The organism is Pseudomonas sp. WS 5071 (genome assembly GCF_012985765.1).
In the GTDB taxonomy this organism is placed as follows: Bacteria; Pseudomonadota; Gammaproteobacteria; order Pseudomonadales; family Pseudomonadaceae; genus Aquipseudomonas; species Aquipseudomonas lundensis_A.
On the sequence record NZ_JAAQWY010000039.1, the window covers coordinates 19,504 to 36,498 of the forward strand.

The window sequence follows — 16,995 nt, forward strand, 5'->3', positions numbered from 1 at the left end:
TCAAGCCAGCAACCTCGTTACCTCGAAAACGTGACGGGTAGTTACTGCGCCAATGCCTGCAACCTGGCGAGTTCCTCCACAGCCAGCGGTATGCCTTGCTTGAGCGACTGGGCGCGCGTCTTGAACCGACGATCGCCCGGCAGCCGCTCAAGGCCTGCCGCGTGCATCTGGCGCACCAGTTCAGCGCTGCGCCCGGCAAAACTGTTGCCCCCGGATTTGCTCGGGTCAATCACGATCAGTAACTGGCCGGTCCATGGCGTTTGCGCGCCGGGGTGTTTAGACCAGTCAAACTCGAACGAGAAATTGCCGCCGGTCAACGCCGCCGCGAGCAACTCCACCATCATCGACAGCGCCGAGCCTTTATGCCCGCCAAACGGCAGCAAGGCCCCGCCGTCGAGAATGGCTTTCGGGTCCTGCGTGGGCTCACCCAGGCGATCAACACCCATACCCGCCGGCAGGTCGTGGCCTTTACGCGCCGTAATTTGCACATCGCCATGAGCAATGGCGCTGGTGGCCAGATCAAAGACAATGGGATGGTCATCGGCCCGGGGCGCGGCGAAGGCAATCGGGTTGGTGCCAAACAAGGGTTTTTGCGCGCCATGGGGCACTACGCACGTCATGCTGTTGACCACGCTCAATGCCACCAGCCCCTCTTCAGCGAACGGCTCAACGTCCGGCCAAAGCGCCGCAAAATGGTGCGAGTTGCGAATGGCCAGTACCGCAATTCCGGCGCTGCGGGCTTTTTCGACCAGCAAGGAGCGAGCGGCGGCCAATGCCGGTTGAGCGAAGCCATTGGCCGCATCCACCCGGATAAAACCCGACGCGACATCTTCAACCTTGGGGGTTGCCTGCCCATCGACCCAATTACTGGCCAGCGAAGACAAATAGCCAGGAATGCGGAACACACCGTGGCTGTAGGAACCGTCGCGCTGGGCTCGTGCGCAGTTATCAGCCAGCACCCTAGCCACGGTGCCAGAGGTGCCGTGGCGCTCAAAAATCTGTTGCAGCAAGGCGGTCAATTGATCCAGTGACAGCGATTCAACGGCCTGCGGGGAAGCGTCGGACTGAGACATGCGGTGTGCTCCAATCTCGTTGTTATTGTCGTGGGTAACTATCCGGCGATGACAGATATCTGTCAATTGTTGACTTAATGACAGAAAACATTCACTTTCTGCAACGCGCTGAAATAAAAACAGGAACAGCAGCCGTGAGTCAGTCGATCAAACAACGCCTCGAAAGCAGCCTGTCAACCGCCGCCCCATCGGGTCGGGCGATTGCCAGTTACATGCTGGCCAACCTCTACGAGCTGCCTTTTCAAACGGCTGCTGACATTGCCGGCAAGCTGGGTGTCAGCGAGTCCAGTGTCGGGCGTTTTTGCCGGGCGCTGGGTTACAGCCATTTCAAAGAACTGAAAAACGACCTTAAAGACGACCTGGGGGATGGCCCCTGGCTGGTCGGTGATCGCCTGCAAGAATTCCGCCAACAATCAAGCCAAAGCCCGCAGGCGCTGCCGCGCAGCTTCGAGCTGGAAGTCGGTGCACTGGTCAAGGTCTACGAATACAGCCTGACCCCCGCGTGGCAAACCGTCAGTCAGCGCCTGGCCACACGCCGCAAAGTGTTTGTCGCCGGTTTTCAAACCGAGCGCGGCATCGCGGCCTCGATGGTGCATTTGCTGCAATACATCCGCGACGGCGTGCACCTGGTGGACGGTGCGGCCGGGCATTACGCCGATGTCCTGTTATGCCCCGACAACGACTGTGCACTGGTGGTATTCGAGGCACGGCGTTATTCGCGCCACGCCCAGCACCTGTGCCGCAAGGCCCGCGAAGCCGGTATCCCGGTGACGCTGGTCACGGACACCTTCTGCGACTGGGCCGACCAGTACGCCGATGAAGTGTTTCGCGTACCGACCGAATTCAACCTGTTCTGGGAATCCACGGCGGCCATGCTGTCGCTGGTGCACCTGTTGATTAATGAAGTCTGCAAACAACTGGGACCGGACGTCGAAAAACGTCTTGAGGCAACCGCGGCCTTGCACAACGAGTTCGTGGGCTACACCTCCTCACCCGGCACAAAACAATAAAACGAGGTGCTAGATGAAAAACGTCATTCGCTTTGCAAGTGCATGTGCAATGGTTGTAGCCGTAGCGTCCAACGCTCAGGCCGACAAACTGACAATCGCCACGGAAGGCGCCTACCCTCCATTTAACTACGTGGACTCGGACAACAAGCTGCATGGCTTTGACGTCGACATCACGATGGCCGTCTGCGAACGCATGAAAGCCGACTGCACCCTGGTGGCACAGGACTGGGACGGCATCATTGCCGGCCTGATGGCGAAAAAATACGACGCGATTGTGGCGTCGATGATCGTCAACGATGAGCGCAAGCAAAAAATCGCGTTCACCAATCATTACTACCGCACCCCGCTGTCAATTGCCGTCCCGAAAGATTCGGACATCACCGATGCGCAAAGTGACTTCAAAGGCAAAACCGTCGGTGCGCAAAGCGCCGCGACACAGAGCATTTATGCCGAAGAGCATTACAAGGACGCCGACCTGAAGTTGTATCCGACCCTCGACGAAGCCAACAGTGAACTGGCCAATGAGCGGGTCGATGTGGTGATTGCGGACAAATTCCCGTTGCTGGAATGGGTCAATAAAACCGGCAAGGACTGCTGCAAGATCATTGGCGACGTTAACGGCACGCTGGCCGACGCCGCGATTGCCGTGCGCAAAGAAGACAATGCCTTGCGCGAGCGCTTCAACAAGGCGCTGGACGAGATCGTCGCTGACGGCACCTACAAAAAGATCTCCAGCAAGTACTTCGACTTCGACATTTATTAACCTGTCCGCCCTCGTTTGAGGGCAGCCTGCCTAACGCCTTGCCCTGCGCGCCCAGTGTGCGCAGCGGCTCAATATCGGCCCGAATTTGTCCGGGGACTGGAGCATGCTCGATCAACTTTCATTGCTTTCCTTTGCCAGTGGCGGCTGGGGCTCGGCGCTGCTCGCCGGGTCGCTGGTCACCATCGCCCTGGCGTTGAGCTGCCTGCCCATCGGTTTGCCACTGGGCCTGTTCGTGGCGGTGGCCGCGCGCTCCAAAAATCGCTGGATGCGCGCTTGGGCGACGACATTTTCCACCGTGTTTCGCGGGCTGCCGGAACTGCTCACGCTGTTGATCATTTACTACGGCTGCCAGATCGCCGCGCAAAAAATCCTTGCGCTGATGGGGTACGACACGCAGTTCACAATCAACACCTTCGTGGCGGCGATGATTGCCTTCAGCCTGGTGTTTGCAGCGTTCTCCAGCGAAATCTGGCTGGGTGCCTTTAAAACCATTCCAAAAGGTCAATTTGAAGCCGCCTCGGCGCTGGGCCTTTCGCCGTTCACAACGTTTCGCAAAGTGGTGCTGCCGCAACTGGCGCGCATCGCCTTGCCCGGTTTGTCCAATAACTGGCTGTCACTGCTCAAGGACACCTCGCTGGTATCGACCATCGCCCTGGTCGACTTGATGCGTCAGACCAACCTGGCGGTGAGCGTGACCAAGGAACCTATGTTGTTCTACAGCGTGGCGTGTTTCATCTACCTGTTCTTCTCGGCGATTTCCGGCCGCCTGTTTGCCTACCTGGAGCGCCATTTCAATCGTCATCAGCGGAGCGTGCAGCCATGAGCCTGACGGACCTGCAAAACCTGTTGCTCAGCCCCGACTTGCTGGAACGCTACGGCCCGCGCTTTATTGACGGCTTGTGGGTGACCTGCAAACTGGTGGGCATTTCCTTCACCCTGGGCGCCCTGCTCGGTTTGTTGATTGACTTGGGTCGCCTGTCGAACAGCCGCTTTCTGCGCAGTTTTACCAGTGCCTACGTGTACTTCTTCCGGGGTTCACCGCTGCTGGCGCAACTGTTCTTGCTGTACTACGGGCTTGGCTCATTCAAAAGCGTGTGGCAAGACGTCGGGCTCTGGTGGTTCTTCCGTGACGCCTGGCTGTGCACCCTGCTGGCGTTCACCCTCAACACCGCGGCCTACCAGGCCGAGATTCTGCGCGGCGCCATTCTGTCCGTAGCCCAGGGCCAGCGTGAAGCCTGCAAAGCCTTGAACCTGTCGCGCTGGACCACCTTTCGCAAAATCGTATTGCCGCAATCGCTGTTGGTGGCCATCGGCCCGCTGGGCAACGAACTGATCCTGATGATCAAAGCCAGCGCCATTGCCTCGCTTGTCACCATCTATGACCTGATGGGCGTGACCAAAATGGTGTTCTCGCGCAGCTTCGACTTTCAGGTCTACCTGTGGGCCGCCGTGCTGTATCTGGTGATCGTGGAAGTGGTGCGCCGCAGCCTGAAACTGATCGAAGGTCGACTCGGCCGTCATTTGCAGTAAGCCCATTGTCCGGGCTGCAAACACGGCCCCCGTTTCAAGGATTTGACTATGCATTGCGACACCATTGTTCTGGGAGCCGGCATCGTCGGCGTCAGTACCGCGCTGCAACTCCAGGCCCGAGGGCGCAACGTGGTGTTACTTGACCGGGCCCAGCCCGGTTGCGGAACCAGCCACGGCAATGCCGGGTTGATCGAACGTGCCAGCGTGATTCCTTACTCGTTCCCGCGAGAAATCTCACGCTTGCTGCGCTATGGCCTTAATCAACAATCCGATGTGCGCTACAGCCTCAAGCACCTGCCCAAGGCCGGTCCCTGGCTGATGCAGTATTGGCGCCAATCCGGGGCCAAAGGGCTGGCCAAGGCCACCCGCGCCATGTTGCCGCTGATCGAGCGCTGCGTCACCGAGCACGACGCGCTGGCCGGGCCTGCGGGCATGACCGGCCTGATCAAAGACAGCGGCTGGGTAGAGGTTTACCGCACCCGAGACGACTTCGACAAAGCCCAGCGCGATGCCGCTGCATTGCTCGAATACACGCTCAACTACCGGGTGCTCGGGCAGGCCGAGGTGCATGCACTGGAACCGGGCTTGCACGAGGACGTGATCGGCGGTATTCACTGGCTCGACCCCAAAACGGTCAGCGATCCGGGCGGACTGACCCGTGGTTACGCTGAACTGTTCATCAAGCGCGGCGGGACCTTCGTCATCGGTGACGCCACCAGCCTGCGCCCGACCGCCGGCCAGTGGCAGGCTGACAGCCATAAGGGGCTGATCGTGGCCAACGAAGCCGTGGTCACTTTGGGGCCTCAAGCGCGGGACATATTTGAACCGCTAGGCTACCCAATTCCGCTGGCAATCAAGCGCGGCTACCACATGCACTACGCCGCGAAAGACGGCCACACCATGCAACACCCGATTCTGGATTCGGTGGGCGGCTATGTGTTGGCGCCGATGGTGGGCGGAATACGCCTGACCACCGGCATCGAATTTGCCGACAGCGATGACCCGATCAACGAAATCCAGCTGCGCCGTTGCGAAGAACGCGCCCGGCGCCTTTACCCGCTGGGCGAGCGCCTGGACGCCGAACCGTGGCTGGGCCGCCGCCCCTGCCTGCCGGACATGTGCCCCGTGATTGGCCCGGCCTCGCGCCATAAAGGCCTGTGGTTCAACTTTGGGCATGCCCACCACGGCCTCACCCTTGGCCCCGTGAGCGGACGCCTGCTTGCAGAAATGATGACCGACGAATATCCCTTCACCGACCCAACACCCTACAGCGCCGAGCGCTTTTACTGATTACTGGAGACACACAATGCATGCACAACCTGCTTACGTTCACACGCCCGTGTCTCCCTCATCGGACACCCGAAAGGTAGTCGTAGACATCGCTGGCCTGAACAAGTACTACAGCGCCTTTCATGTCCTCAAAGGCATCGACCTGAAAGTCCGCGAAGGCGAGCGCATCGTCCTGTGCGGCCCGTCGGGTTCAGGCAAGTCCACCTTGATCCGCTGCATCAACCGGCTGGAAATCGCTGAAAAAGGCAGCATCCTGATCAACAACACCGACTTGTCCCACACCACCCGTGAAGCCGCCAGGGTGCGCAGTGAAATCGGCATGGTGTTCCAGCACTTCAACCTCTTCCCCCACATGAGCGTGCTCGACAACTGCATCCTGGCGCCCATGTCAGTACGCGGTCTGTCGCGCAAAAAAGCGGTTGAACTGGCCCAGCACTTCCTGAACAAAGTCGGCATTGCCAGCCAGGCCGATAAATACCCCAGCCAATTATCGGGGGGCCAGCAGCAACGCGTCGCCATTGCCCGCGCCCTGTGCATGGAACCGAAAATCATGCTGTTTGACGAACCGACGTCCGCGCTGGACCCGGAAATGGTCAGTGAAGTGCTCGACGTCATGGTCAACCTGGCGGGCAGCGGCATGACCATGCTCTGCGTGACCCACGAAATGGGGTTTGCGCGGCAAGTGGCCGAACGCGTGTTGTTCCTGGATGGCGGCATGATCATCGAAGACTCGCCGCCCAACGACTTCTTCAACGCACCGAAAAGCCCCCGGGCCAAGGCCTTTCTTGCGCAAATCGTGCATTGACTTGACGCTGTTGCGGGGGCACGCCGTTTTTCGGCTGTAGGCTGGCAGCGGTGCGCGCCCGTACACACAGCCTGTCGAGTTTCATGTTGCAAAGCGGATTAATACCCAACGTGCTGGTAAGGTGTGCGCCGACTTTTCGCCGCCTGCCGCTCCTTACGCAGGCGGCTGCATTTCCGTTTTTTGATGTGAGGCACCCCAACCATGCCCGAGCCGATCCCGCTCAAAGATCACGACACCGAGAAACGGCTGGTCAATAAAAGACTTATCGCGTGCGCTGCATTGGTACTGGCGATCAGTTGCGCGCTGGTGGGCAGGATGTATTTCCTGCAAGTCACCGAGTTCGACTACAACTCCACTGTTTCCGAAAACAACCGCGTGCATGTGTTGCCGATCCCGCCCGAACGCGGCTTTATCTATGACCGCAATGGCGTGTTGCTTGCCGATAACCAGCCCAGTTTCAACATGACCCTGACCCGCGAACGTGCGGGCGATACCGGCAAGGTGCTGGATTCAGTGATCAGCATTCTGCATTTGCCCGACGAAGAGCGCGCCGTATTTGCCAAAGCGATGAAACAGGCACGTCACCCGTTCGACCCGTCCACCCTGCTCTACGACTTGACGGAAGAACAGATCGCGCTGCTGGCCGTCAATCAGTACCGCTTGCCGGGTATCGATGTGGAGGCGCAGTTTGTCCGCCACTACCCTCAGGGCGATCATTTTGCGCATTCGGTGGGTTATGTTGGGCGCATCAACGAGAAAGAAACCAAGCAGCTGGACCCCACCGAATACCGGGGCACGCAGTCGATTGGCAAGACAGGTATTGAACGTTTTTACGAACCGGAGCTGCACGGCAAAGTCGGCTTTGAAGAAGTCGAAACCAATGCCCAGGGTCGGGTCATGCGGGTGCTGCGCCACACCGATGCGGTGCCTGGCAAGAACATTGTGCTCAGCCTCGACATCAAGTTGCAGCAAGCAGCCGAAGCAGCCCTTGGCGACCGCCGAGGCTCGATCATCGCCATTGACCCGAAAACCGGTGAAGTGTTGGCAATGGTGAGCAAACCAAGTTTCGACCCCAACCTGTTCGTCACCGGCATCAGCACCAAAGACTATTCCGGTTTACGCGATTCCATCGACAAACCCTTGTTCAACCGGGCACTGCGCGGCCTGTATGCGCCTGGCTCGACCATCAAGCCTGAAGTCGCTATCGCCGGACTCGACAGTGGTGTGATTTCGGCCTCTACCCGGGTGTTCGACCCCGGCTATTTCCAACTGCCGAACGTCGATCACAAGTACCGCAACTGGAACCACAGCGGTGATGGCTGGGTGGACTTGAATGCTGCAATCATGCGTTCAAACGACACGTACTTCTATGATCTCGCGTCAAAACTGGGCATTGACCGCATGCACGACTATTTGTCGATGTTTGGCGTGGGGCAGAAAGTGTCGCTGGATATGTTCGAAGAGTCGTCTGGCCTCATGCCGTCGCGTGAATGGAAACGCACGACCCGGCGCCAAGCCTGGTTCCCGGGCGAAACGGTGATCTTGGGAATTGGTCAGGGCTACATGCAGGTCACGCCTTTGCAGCTGGCACAGGCCACTGCGCTGATTGCCAATAAAGGTGTGTGGAACCGCCCGCATCTGGCACGCACCATTGACGGCGCGCCCCCGGTGGATGAACACCCGATGCCCGATATCGTGCTGCATGACCCCAAAGAATGGGACCAGGTCAACCATGCCATGCAACTGGTGATGCACGATGCGCGGGGTATCGCCCGTGCTTCAGCAGCCGGCGCGCAATACCGGATTGCCGGCAAGAGCGGTACGGCGCAAGTGGTGGCGATCAAGCAAGGTGAGCGTTACAACCGCTTGAAAACCGCTGAACGCAACCGCGACAACGCCTTGTTTGTGGGGTTTGCCCCGGCTGAAGACCCGCAGATCGTGATCTCGGTAATGATCGAAAACGGCGAAGCGGGTGGCCGTGTTGCAGGGCCGGTGGTGCGCCAGGTGATGGATGCGTGGCTGCTCGACAGTCAGGGCGGGCTGAAACCGCAATATGCCAGCCCGCAGGTTAAACACGGTAACCCGCATGTGTGAGTGACCGTTCCAGCTTCACCCCGGCACTCTTCCTGAGGAAGAGGCTCGGGGTGAGGCCGTGTTGAGCTTAATACCGCGCATCGGCAGGCTTGCCGCCATGTCACCGAGCTGCGCCACGTACTGGCCGCGCTGCACAACATCGGGGTCGGGAGGCTGAGCGGCGGCAGTTGCCGGGATCGGCTCGCTGGCGGACGTGTAGCAGGCGTAAAGAAACGTCAGGCCGACCGTGGCCAGACGCGCAAACTTGAAAACCATGGCGATATTCCTTTAAGGCACCGGCTTGGGGGGGTCCCCTCGGCACGGGCCGTGCTCGTTTTTTGTTATGAACTCCTCACACTGATCTTGTAACCGCTTTTGCACCCGCCGCCCTTGACCCGGATCATGCAGGCACACTGGCATGAGCATTGCTTTGTTGCTCTTTACTGCGCCCCTCGCGCAGAAACGCCTCGGCCCCGGTCATGGCGCACGTTCTGCGAGGGCTGCGGGAACCCCGACGCTAGACGCGTCCTGGATCGTTAAGAGGAAACGTTAGATGGCAAGGTCTGTAGCAGGTCCGGCGGTCAGTCATGCGCCCACAAAAACCGTGGGTTTACTGGTGATACCAAACTTCACCACCATTGGCTTTGCGTCCACGATTGAAACCTTGCGCATGGCCAATATGGCTGCTCGCCGCGACATGTTTCGAACCCTCATCATCGGCCCTGGCCTGGAACCCGTGACCGCCAGCAATGGCATGCGCATTCTGCCGGACTGCGCGATGCAAGACGCCCCCAAGCTGGACATCCTGCTGGTGGTAGGCGCCAATCCGATCGTGTCCCACCTCAGCAGTCGTCCGTTGCTCAATTGGCTGCGCAAACTGGCGCACGAACACGTTGTACTCGGCGGCATTTGCACGGGCAGTTACTGGTTGGCCCGTGCGGGGTTGCTCAAGGGGTATCGCTGCACCATTCACTGGGAAGACATCGAAACCCTCAAGGACCACTTCCCGGGGATCATCATTTCCAATCAACTGTTCGAGCTTGATCGCGACCGTTACACCTGTTCGGGGGGCGTCGCGTCGATGGACATGACCTTGCAATTGATCGCCCGCGAACCCGGCGGCCGGGAGATTGCAGCCCATGCGGCGGAGTTGCTGCTGTGTGATCGGGCCCGCAGTGCCCAGGAGCAACAGCGCGTGCCGTTGCGCCAGAAGCTGGGGACCTCGCAACCCAAACTCAGCCAAGTGGTGGCGATCATGGAAGCCAATCTGGAAGAACCGGTAAGCCTGGAAGAACTGGCGCGCTTGAACGAAGTGTCGATACGCCAGCTGGAACGCCTGTTTCACAAGCATTTGCAGCGCACCCCCAGCCAGTACTATTTGGAGCTGCGTCTGGCGCGGGCGCGCAGCCTGTTGCTGCGCAGCGAGTCACAAGTGCGCGACATCGCCCTGGCCTGCGGTTTTGTGTCGGCCGCGCACTTTTCCAAGTGCTACAGCCGACTGTTTGGGGTGTCGCCGATTGGTGATCGCAAGCAGGTTGCACTGCATTAATCGCTGAACCGTCATGAGCGAGCAAGCTCGCTCATGTGCTCAGTCCTGAAGGGCTTTGTGCGCTGTTTCGCGGCTGGCGAGCATGGCCACCAAGGCCACGGCGGCCGCTGCCAGCAAATACCACGCCGGTGCCATTTTGTTGCCTGTCATGTGAATGAGCCAGGTTGCAATGAAGGGCGCCGTGCCGCCAAACAACGCGTTGGCAATGTTGAAACTGAACGCAAAGCCGCTGAAGCGCACACGGGTGGGGAAGATTTCAGCCAGAAAGCACGGCAAAGTGCCGTCGTTCATAGCCAGGATGGCGCCGAAGGCAATTTGAATCATCAGAATCACGATCAAAGAACTGTTGCCCAACAAGCTGAACAGTGGAAACGTCAAGCCGAGAAACAACACGGAGGCCATCACCAGCATGGTCTTGCGCCCGAAACGGTCCGAGAGTTTGCCCATCAGGAAGATCAACCCGATATAAGTCGCCAGTGACACGGTGGAGGCAATAAAGGAATCACGTTCGCTCATGCCCATTTCCGTGGACAGGTACGTCGGCATGTAGCTGAGCAACAAGTAGAACGCCACCGCGTTCAGGCACGTCGCACCAATACCGATCATCACGCTGCGCCGGTGCACCGTCAGCAATTCACGAATCGGCGCGTGGGTGGCACATTCCTTGGCTTCCAGGCGTTGCTCCATTTCCAGAAACTTGGGCGAATCCTGCAAGCTCATACGGATGTAGCGCCCCACCAATCCAAACGGCGCAGCCAGTAAAAACGGCAAACGCCAGCCCCACTCGTGAAGCGTTTCGACGCTCATCCATTCATGTAACGCCGCTACAAACACTGCCCCGAACAGCAGACCGGCGGCGGTGCTGGCGGGCACGATGCTGGTGTAAAACCCGCGTTTCCCCTCAGGGGCGTACTCCGCCAGAAACGCCGAGGCCCCAGCGTATTCACCCGAGGCCGAAAAACCCTGCACCAACCGGATCAACAACAGCAATGCCGGGGCCCATAATCCGATCAAGTCATAACCGGGCAGGATGCCAATGCAAAACGTGGACACGGTCATGATTAAAATTGACCAGGACAGCGCACTGCGGCGCCCGTACTTATCGCCAAAATGGCCCCATACCAGCCCGCCAACGGGGCGTACGACAAACGACAGCGCAAACACGGCGAAAGTGGCCAACAGCCCGGTTGCGGCATCGGTTTGCGGAAAAAACGTCAGGGCGATGATGGTGGCCAGATAACCGTAGGCTGCGTAGTCGAACCACTCGACAAAGTTGCCCATGAAACTGGCCGTGGCAGCACGGCGCAAGGCTTTGCGTTCGCTGCTCAGTTCGAGCTGCTGTTGGGTGGTAAGCGGTACGCTGAGGCTTGTACTTGGGATACTCATCGAGCACCTCCAGTGAGTGAGGTGCGGGAGGTAACGGCTTGGCAAAACGTCGGGACACAGGACATGACAACTACCCTCATTCTGGTTGTTCTAGGCAGGGGTAATGGGTCAAAACGCACTGCGCGTCTGGGCGCGCATGTGCCAGTACCGGTTGGCCGCTGCCTGAACCTCAGGCTGCGGCCGCCGGGTTTAACGCTTGATGATGTTGTGTTGCGGGCCATACGGGAAGTGCGTGATGTTTTCGCTGCCGTCAGCGGTGACGATCAGGATGTCGTGCTCGCGATAACCTCCGGCACCCGGACGGCCTTGCTCAATCATGATCATCGGCTCAATGGACACCACCATCCCTGGCTCCAGCACGGTGTCGATGTCTTCACGCAACTCCAACCCGGCTTCTCGTCCGTAATAGTGGCTCAGGGTGCCAAACGAGTGGCCGTAACCAAACGTGCGGTATTGAAGCAAATCGTGTTCCAGAAATATCTCATTGAGCTGCTGCGCGATGTCGCAGCAGCGCATGCCCGGTTTGATCAGCTTGAGCCCGGCCTCGTGAACCTTGACGTTAACCTCCCACATGCGCAGGTGCTCATCGGAGCAATGGTCGAGAAACAGCGTGCGCTCCAGTGCCGTGTAATACCCGGCAATCATCGGAAAGCAGTTGAGGCTCAAGATGTCCCCCTTGTTCACGCGGCGTGTGGTGACCGGGTTGTGCGCGCCATCGGTGTTGAGGCCTGACTGGAACCAGGTCCAGGTGTCCATCAGCTCGGCATCCGGGAACGTGCGGGCGATTTCGCGCACCATGGCCTGGGTCGCATGCAATGCCACTTCGTACTCCGGCACCTGATCGCGCAACGCCTCAACGACCGCCGCGCCACCGATATCGGCAATCCGGGCGCCCTGCCGGATGATCGCGTGTTCTTCGGCCGACTTGATCATGCGCATCCGCATGCAGGGCGCGGCAATGTCCACCAGTTGCGCGTCCGGGTAGCGGCCCGCCAGTTTGTCGCGGTTGAGCAGATTAAGGTGATCGAACTCGACACCAATGCGCCCCGCGCGCGGCAGTGCCTGCTGGATGGCGACGAAGAAGTTGTCGCGCTGCCAGTCGGTGTACACGATGTTTTCGGTGCCCACGGTGCGGCGCCAAGGCTGGCCGCCGTCAATGTTGGCGCTGATGGTCACAACCTTGTCCTGGGTCACCACCAACCCATAATTGCGTCCGAAGGAGCAATACAGAAAGTCGCTGTAATAATTGATGTTGTGGTACGAGGTAAACACCGCCGCGTCGATGTCGTGCTTGGCCATGTAGGCCCGCAGCTTGGCCTGACGGTTTGCATACTCATGAGCCGAGAAAGTCGGGGTCACTTTTTCGCCGTTTTTGATCTGAAGGGTTTTGGGCATGTGCATGGCATTTACCTGTGTCTGCGTCGAGGATCAAAAGCCGCCAGCGGGCGGGTCGTTGAGGGTCATTCGAACAGAAGCCAACGCGCTTTTTTTGCGCGAATCCGACCTGTAATTGGTCAGATCCGCTCTCATCCGTTGTCGCGGCGAAACCGGTTGAAACCGACCGCCATTGCACAGCCTGGGCAAGGCATTGGGTGCAGTGCGATTAATTGCCCCCGGCCTGACCGGGATCACGGGCGTCTTCACGCATCCCGCTATACTCCGGGCGGCCTGAATCCCCAAGGGAGGACGGATTTGAGCCTTGACCCTAACGCTTTGATGATTGGAGGAAACCCGTGAAGAACTGGCACTGCCTCGTCGGTATCTTGCTGATCACCGCACTGACACTGTTGCTGGAGATACCTGCCGACACCTGGCTGACCTCGGCCACGCTGAGCTTGATCCTCGGCACCACGGCCCTCGCGTACATGGCCGTTTCCTGCCTGTTGGCCAGCCGATGGCGAGGGGTAGAAAATCTGTTTGGCGGCTTGGACCGCGTCTATGACACCCACAAATGGTTGGGGATCTGGGCGCTGGTGTTCGCGTCCTATCACTTCGTATTCAAAGCCAATCTGGACGTGTGGAACAGCGTGCCCATTCTGGAAATGTCCAAATACTGGACGCGCATGGTGCGCCAACTGAGTTACGTGGCGCTGGGCATGATCGTGCTGCTCGCCCTGAACCGCAATATCCCCTACAGCGTATGGCGTTGGTGGCACAAACTGTCCGGGCCACTGTTTCTGATCGTCATCCTGCACTGGCTGAGCTTCAAGTCCCCCATCACCCTGTTCAGCCCTGCCGGCATCTGGCTAAGCGTGCTCTGCGGCCTGGGCGTGGCGGCGGCGCTTTACAAGCTCCTGCTCTACCCGTTTGTGGCCCGTGCCGGGGAATACAAAGTGATCAACGTGCGCAACGATAAAGGCGCGCTGCACCTGACCTTCGCCCCAATCGGCAAGGGCTTTGCCTTCAAGGCCGGGCAGTTTGCGTTCCTGTCCTTTAAAGAAAAGGGCCTGCGCGAACCTCACCCTTTCACCATCGCCTGCGCCCACCGCGAAAACGGCCAGCTGGACTTTGTCATCCGGGCCTTGGGCGACTACACCAAAGCCCTGCATGATCAGGTGAAGATCGGCATGGTGGCCGACATCTATGCGCCCTACGGCCGCTTCAAACGCCCGGTCCGGGCAGCAAAAGAAATCTGGATTGGCGCCGGTGTCGGTATCTCGCCCTTTATCGCCTGGCTGCAAGACACCCACGGCGAGCACTTTGACAAAGCAACCCTGATTTACTGCTTCAACCCTGCTCGCGCCTTCCCGCCTGCCGAAGAGTTACAGAGCGTTGCCCAGCAACGTGGCGTGCACTTTTTGGCCAACAGCGGCGGCACAGAACAACTGGCCGATCACCTGCGCCAGTGCTTGAAGGGCGCCGCGCCCGAGACCGTGCATATCAGCTTCTGCGGACCAAAAGGGCTGCTGCAGCGGGTGCGCGAATTGATGCGTGATTGCGGCGTGCCGGAGCAGAATTTGCACGTGGAGTTGTTTGAGTTCCGCTGATCTGGCCTAGACAGGAGGCGCTGCCCTGGCAGCGCCTTTTTTATGGGCAGGCCAGGCGATTGATGTTAAAAAGCCGCCCACTGCTATCCCGTGCATAGCTTTCAGAGCCACACTCACGTGTTCGAATTAACCAGTTACATCGGACTGTTCATTGCCGCCTTTGGTGCAGCGTCATTGTTGCCGATGCAATCTGAGGCGGTGCTGGTGAGCATGTTGTGGTCAGGGCAGTACAGTGTGGCGCTGCTGTTACTGGTGGCCACGGCTGGCAATGTGCTGGGGTCGGTGCTCAATTGGCTGCTGGGGCGTTCGGTCGAGCGGTTTCGTCACAAACGCTGGTTTCCTGTAACCGCGGCCAAGCTGGAGAAAGCACAGCGTTTTTACCGGCGTTATGGGCGCTGGTCGTTGCTGTTGAGCTGGGTACCGGTCATTGGCGATCCTTTGACGTTGATCGCCGGGGTGATGCGCGAACCGCTTTGGCGCTTTTTGCTGATTGTGACGCTGGCCAAAGGGGTTCGCTATGCGCTGTTAAGCGCCCTGACGCTGGGGTGGATCAATGCTGGATAGCGGGCGCGCGCAAGGTGATCTGCGTGATTTCTGCCGGGCGCCCCAACCGGATCGGAAAGCCGTTCCACAACCCGGTGCCGTTGCTGACATAAAGTTGCATGCCTTCCACGTCATAAAGGCCTGACACAAACCCCTGATTGGCCCATTGCGCCAACAGGTGCGCGCCAAGGATCTGGCCGCCATGGGTGTGCCCCGACAGTTGCAGGTCAACACCCTGCCTGGCATTGGCCACGGCACCAATTGGCCGATGGCTAAGCAGAATCACCGGCGCGTGCTCGGGGGCATCGCGCAAGGCCGTGGCTACGTCGGGCAGTGGCAGCCTGAGCGGTGCAGCCGCCTTATCGGTGATGCCGGCCACCACCAGTTGACCGCCGTTATGGGTTACCAGCACGTGACGGTTGAGCAGCATCTGCAATCCCAACTGCTCAAACACCGGCAACCAGCACACGTAATCGACGTAGTACTCATGGTTACCCGCGATGGCGAACACCCCATAGCGGGCGCGCAATTGTTGCAGCGGTTGCACATCGTTGGCGCGCGCTTGCGGGGAGCCGTCCACCAGATCGCCGGTGATCAGAATGAGGTCAGGTTGCAGAGCGTTAGTCTTATCCACCACCGCCTGCATCCACGGTGCTTGCAGCAATCGGCTGGCGTGCAAGTCCGTCAATTGCACAATGCGCAACCCGTCCATTTCCTGCGGCAAATGCGCCAAGGTGATTTCGATGCTTTTGATGTCCGGGACACGAATCGACTGCCACACACCCAGTAACGCCAAGCCGACACTGAGGATGCCCAACGCCGCATTAAGGCGCCGATTGCGCAGCAGTTCACGGCCACGTTGACGAGAGACCAGCCACGTCAACAGGCCCAGCACATCGCGCGCCAACAGCAGCAGCGCCAGTACGATAAGGCTGCCAAACGCCCAGCCCAATGCCATCAGTACCTCGCCGGGTATTTCGGGCGAAGCCATGCTGCCAAACATATTTCGGGTAATCAGATGATGCTCGGCCACCAGCAACAGCAACACGCCCAGCACGCATTTGCTGAGGGTACTGACCCGTAGCGGCCAAATGAAACGCCCGATGACGTACAACGCGATAAATGCAGTGACCCCATGAAACATGCTTTATTCCCTGTCAAAACGTGATGGACAACTTCAGACGTGTCGACCCTGCCCATTGGGCCATGACTCCCTTTGCCTACGCGCCATCCGTAACGGCCTGGCGAGGCGTTCCACCGCGTCAAACTGCGACCCTCTCGCAAAAAACTTAGACGGTGTTGCTCACCCATGGACATGGGGACGCAATGCCCGGAACGCCCTCATCAGGAGGCCCGACGCAACAGGCGTTACGGCCCGCCACCGTCGGGCAGATCGGAGGAAAGCCGCTCAATCTTGACTTTTCCATAATTGATCTCCAGAAACGTCCTACAGTCTGCCTGAAACTTCTTGTCATAGGGTATTCGTGCAGCTGACAACCCTGGCAGATAGGAATCGTCAGCCCCCTATAACCACTGAGTAATTCTGTTCACGTTTTTTTATGCAAGACCGCTCGCTACTTTGTTTGGAGCTTGCAGAAGACACCCTGGCCTCAAAACCCTGTTATTTCGTTCAGGTTCTACTCAATAAATAAGCACCCAACATTTTACTCCTTAAGCCAAGAACCGATAGTTGAGGTGATTTTCACGCGGCTTCGTCAGCCCTTGTCATCACCTAAGGAATCTCCGAACAAGCCTTCAGTTATGCGAGAATCCCCGCAACACCTGATCCGAGCCGCCCATGAGCCAGATGAGCTTTTCCGACTTTGAGTACGCCGGCAAGCGCAAGCAAACCCGCCGAGAGCGCTTCCTCGCCGAAATGGATCAGGTGGTGCCCTGGGCAGGCCTGCTGGAGCTGATCGAACCGTTCTACCCCAAGGCCGGCGGCGGTAGAAAACCCTATCCTCTGGAAACCATGCTGCGCATCCA

General features: G+C 58.9%; 16 protein-coding genes. 11 read left to right on the forward strand and 5 right to left on the reverse strand.

The window, feature by feature from the left end:
- Positions 1-41: 41 nt before the first annotated feature.
- Positions 42-1,073 (reverse strand): Ldh family oxidoreductase, encoded by a 1,032-nt coding sequence (locus HBN61_RS20215; protein WP_170047754.1) that lies wholly within the window; start codon positions 1,071-1,073, stop codon positions 42-44.
- Positions 1,074-1,207: 134 nt separating this feature from the next.
- On the opposite strand from HBN61_RS20215, the gene HBN61_RS20220 reads away from it, so the two are divergent.
- The 7 genes from HBN61_RS20220 (at position 1,208) to mrdA (ending at position 8,565) form a co-directional block, all read left to right on the forward strand.
- Positions 1,208-2,083, forward strand: coding sequence for a MurR/RpiR family transcriptional regulator (locus tag HBN61_RS20220; RefSeq protein ID WP_094994351.1), 876 nt, complete (start codon positions 1,208-1,210; stop codon positions 2,081-2,083).
- A 13-nt stretch (positions 2,084-2,096) separates the two neighbouring features.
- Positions 2,097-2,846 (forward strand): transporter substrate-binding domain-containing protein, encoded by a 750-nt coding sequence (locus HBN61_RS20225; protein WP_094994352.1) that lies wholly within the window; start codon positions 2,097-2,099, stop codon positions 2,844-2,846.
- Positions 2,847-2,949: 103 nt separating this feature from the next.
- Complete coding sequence (locus tag HBN61_RS20230) at positions 2,950-3,669, forward strand: ABC transporter permease (RefSeq protein WP_094994353.1); 720 nt, start codon at positions 2,950-2,952, stop codon at positions 3,667-3,669.
- Positions 3,666-4,376, forward strand: coding sequence for an ABC transporter permease (locus HBN61_RS20235; RefSeq protein WP_170047755.1), 711 nt, complete (start codon positions 3,666-3,668; stop codon positions 4,374-4,376). Before HBN61_RS20230 ends, HBN61_RS20235 begins: the two co-directional genes overlap by 4 nt.
- A gap of 48 nt (positions 4,377-4,424) precedes the next feature.
- Positions 4,425-5,666: an NAD(P)/FAD-dependent oxidoreductase gene (locus HBN61_RS20240; RefSeq protein ID WP_170047756.1), complete on the forward strand. Its 1,242-nt coding sequence runs from the start codon at positions 4,425-4,427 to the stop codon at positions 5,664-5,666.
- A gap of 16 nt (positions 5,667-5,682) precedes the next feature.
- The gene (locus HBN61_RS20245) at positions 5,683-6,471 is read left to right on the forward strand and encodes an amino acid ABC transporter ATP-binding protein (RefSeq protein ID WP_094994356.1); all 789 of its coding nucleotides are present in this window, start codon (positions 5,683-5,685) and stop codon (positions 6,469-6,471) included.
- A 201-nt stretch (positions 6,472-6,672) separates the two neighbouring features.
- The gene (mrdA, locus tag HBN61_RS20250) at positions 6,673-8,565 is read left to right on the forward strand and encodes a penicillin-binding protein 2 (RefSeq protein ID WP_094994357.1); all 1,893 of its coding nucleotides are present in this window, start codon (positions 6,673-6,675) and stop codon (positions 8,563-8,565) included.
- Between the two features lie 15 nt (positions 8,566-8,580).
- On the opposite strand, the gene HBN61_RS20255 is transcribed toward mrdA, so the two are convergent.
- A complete protein-coding gene (locus tag HBN61_RS20255) occupies positions 8,581-8,820 on the reverse strand; it encodes a hypothetical protein (RefSeq protein ID WP_170047757.1) in 240 nt (79 codons plus the stop codon).
- 277 nt (positions 8,821-9,097) lie between these two features.
- Between HBN61_RS20255 and HBN61_RS20260 the strand changes: the two genes are divergently transcribed.
- A complete protein-coding gene (locus HBN61_RS20260) occupies positions 9,098-10,093 on the forward strand; it encodes a GlxA family transcriptional regulator (RefSeq protein ID WP_170047758.1) in 996 nt (331 codons plus the stop codon).
- Positions 10,094-10,132: 39 nt separating this feature from the next.
- On the opposite strand, the gene HBN61_RS20265 is transcribed toward HBN61_RS20260, so the two are convergent.
- Positions 10,133-11,479: an MFS transporter gene (locus HBN61_RS20265; protein ID WP_170047759.1), complete on the reverse strand. Its 1,347-nt coding sequence runs from the start codon at positions 11,477-11,479 to the stop codon at positions 10,133-10,135.
- Positions 11,480-11,668: 189 nt separating this feature from the next.
- Positions 11,669-12,880 (reverse strand): creatinase, encoded by a 1,212-nt coding sequence (creA, locus tag HBN61_RS20270; protein WP_170047760.1) that lies wholly within the window; start codon positions 12,878-12,880, stop codon positions 11,669-11,671.
- A 332-nt stretch (positions 12,881-13,212) separates the two neighbouring features.
- Between creA and HBN61_RS20275 the strand changes: the two genes are divergently transcribed.
- Entirely contained in the window at positions 13,213-14,466 is a 1,254-nt protein-coding gene (locus HBN61_RS20275) for a ferric reductase-like transmembrane domain-containing protein (protein WP_170047761.1), read from the forward strand.
- Between the two features lie 117 nt (positions 14,467-14,583).
- Complete coding sequence (locus tag HBN61_RS20280; protein ID WP_169962664.1) at positions 14,584-15,030, forward strand: VTT domain-containing protein; 447 nt, start codon at positions 14,584-14,586, stop codon at positions 15,028-15,030.
- On the opposite strand, the gene HBN61_RS20285 is transcribed toward HBN61_RS20280, so the two are convergent.
- Positions 15,017-16,153, reverse strand: a complete 1,137-nt coding sequence (locus HBN61_RS20285; protein ID WP_170047762.1) for a metallophosphoesterase — start codon at positions 16,151-16,153, stop codon at positions 15,017-15,019. The two genes, HBN61_RS20280 and HBN61_RS20285, sit on opposite strands and share 14 nt — an antisense overlap.
- A 654-nt stretch (positions 16,154-16,807) precedes the next feature.
- On the opposite strand from HBN61_RS20285, the gene HBN61_RS20290 reads away from it, so the two are divergent.
- On the forward strand, positions 16,808-16,995 hold a 188-nt coding region (locus HBN61_RS20290; RefSeq protein WP_524539063.1), incomplete at its 3' end, for a transposase.